1 protein-coding gene is annotated in these 1,064 nt (G+C 69.1%); it reads left to right on the top strand.

Annotated elements, in window-relative coordinates; translation table 11 throughout:
* Window positions 1-1,064, top strand: a 1,064-nt coding sequence (locus ACFCZN_RS21555; RefSeq protein ID WP_430558129.1) for a lysine--tRNA ligase, incomplete at both ends; no start/stop codon positions are given.

Raw genomic sequence — 1,064 nt, 5'->3', positions numbered from 1 at the left:
CGACGTGCCGGAGCAGATGCAGGTCCGCCGCGAGAAGCGCGAGCGGATCCTCGCGCGCGGCGACCAGCCGTACCCCGTATCCGTCCCGCGCACGACGACGATCGCCGACGTCCGGGCCGCGTACGCGCACCTGGAGACCGGTGAGGAGACGCAGGACGAGGTCGGTGTCGCCGGTCGCGTCGTGTTCCTGCGCAACACCGGCAAGCTGTGCTTCGCGACGCTCCAGGACGGCGAGGGCAACCGCCTCCAGGTCATGCTGAGCCAGGCTGTCGTGGGCGAGGAGTCGCTCGCGTCGTTCAAGGCGGACGTGGACCTGGGCGACCACCTCTTCGCGCACGGCCGCGTCATCAGCTCGCGCCGCGGCGAGCTGAGCGTGTTCGCCGACGCGTGGCAGATCGCCGCGAAGGCGCTGCGCCCGCTGCCGGTGCTCCACAAGGAGCTCTCGGAGGAGGCGCGCGTGCGCCAGCGCTACGTCGACCTCATCGCGCGCCCGGCCGCCCGGGACACGGTGCGCCTGCGTGCCGCCGTCGTGCGCTCGATCCGCGAGAACTTCTGGGAGCGCGGCTTCGTCGAGGTCGAGACGCCGATGCTCCAGACGCGTCCGGAAGGCGCGGCAGCGCGCCAGTTCGAGACGCACATGAATGCTTTCGACATCGACCTGTTCCTGCGTATCGCCCCGGAGCTGTTCCTCAAGCGCGCAGCCGTCGGCGGTGTCGAGAAGGTGTTCGAGATCAACCGCAACTTCCGTAACGAGGGCGTGGACTCCACGCACTCCCCGGAATTCGCGATGCTCGAGGCGTACGAGGCCTATGGCGACTACGACACCATGGCGGTGCTCACCCAGAACCTGGTGCAGCGGGCCGCGCAGGACGCGCTCGGGAAGACCCTGGTCACGCTCGCCGACGGCACGGAATACGACCTCGGCGGCGAATGGACGCAGCTGAAGATGTACGACTCGCTCTCGGACGCGCTGGGCGAGGCGATCACGCCCGAGACGCCGGTCGAGTCGCTGCTGACGTACGCGGACAAGTTCGAGCTCACCTTCGACCCGAAGAACGTCAACC

This window comes from Isoptericola sp. NPDC056134, from assembly GCF_042264825.1.
In the GTDB taxonomy this organism is placed as follows: Bacteria; Actinomycetota; Actinomycetes; order Actinomycetales; family Cellulomonadaceae; genus Isoptericola; species Isoptericola nanjingensis.
Note: the sequence above shows the minus strand (reverse complement) of the source record. Positions and strands in the feature narration are given on the sequence as shown.